Source organism: Sphingomonas fucosidasi, assembly GCF_036663855.1.
Classification (GTDB): domain Bacteria; phylum Pseudomonadota; class Alphaproteobacteria; order Sphingomonadales; family Sphingomonadaceae; genus Sphingomonas; species Sphingomonas faeni_B.
Map to the genome: position 1 here is coordinate 1 of NZ_JAXOJR010000031.1, position 1,012 is coordinate 1,012.

At 69.0% G+C, this 1,012-nt stretch carries 1 protein-coding gene; it reads left to right on the forward strand.

The window, feature by feature from the left end; translation table 11 throughout:
• Window positions 1-1,012: efflux RND transporter permease subunit (locus tag U1737_RS20635; RefSeq protein WP_332798094.1), on the forward strand; the 1,012-nt coding region annotated here is incomplete at both ends.

A 1,012-nucleotide genomic window follows, 5' to 3' on the forward strand; every position in this document is an offset into this window, starting at 1 on the left:
GCCTGTCGCTCGCCGCCGAGGCCGCCAGGGAAATGGCGCGTCCGGCCGCGTTCGGCCAAGCGATCATCCTGCTCGTCTATGCACCGCTGCTGGCGTTCGAGGGCGTCGAGGGCAAGATGTTCGGCCCGATGGCGGCCACCGTCATGCTGGCGCTTGCCGGCGCGTTCATCCTCTCGCTCACCTTCGTGCCGGCGATGGTCGCGCTGTTCGTCCGCGAGCCGGCGGTCCACCGCGAGACCAGGGCCGTCGCCGCACTCCAGGCGCGCTATACGCCGTTGCTGCGCAAGGCAGTCGCGCATCCGGGCGCCGTCGCGCTCGGCGGCGTGGCGGCGCTGCTGATCGGGCTGGTCGCGTTCCTCAGCCTCGGCCGCGAGTTCGTACCGACGCTCGATGAAGGCGACCTGCTGATCCAGGCATATCGCGTGCCTTCCACCTCGCTCGAGCAAAGCCAGGCGATGCAGTTCCAGGTGGAACGCGCGATCAAGCGCAATCCCGAGGTGGCGCTGGTCTTCGCCCGTACCGGCACGGCCGAGGTCGCGTCCGATCCGATGCCGCCCAGCATCTCGGACACTTTCGTCATGCTGAAGCCACGCGCCGAATGGCCCGATCCCAGGCTCGACAAGGCGAAGTTGGTCGCCCGCATGGAAGGCCAGCTCGGCAAGCTGCTCGGCAACGGCTATGAATTCACGCAACCGATCGAGATGCGTTTCAACGAGCTGATCGCCGGCGTCCGGTCGGACGTCGCGGTCAAGATCTATGGCGACGATTTCGCCGTGCTCGGCCGTGCAGCCAACCGGATCGCCGCCACGCTGCGCGGGATCGACGGCGCGGCCGACGTGCGGGTCGAGGAGATTTCGGGCCAGCCGACGATCACCGCCTCGGTCGATCGCACCGCCGCCGCCTCGCTTGGCATCCATGCCAGCGACGCGGCCGACGCGCTCGCCATCGGCCTTGGCGGGCGCGACGCAGGCCATGTGCTTGAGGGCGATCGCAAGTTCGCGGTCGTCGTGCG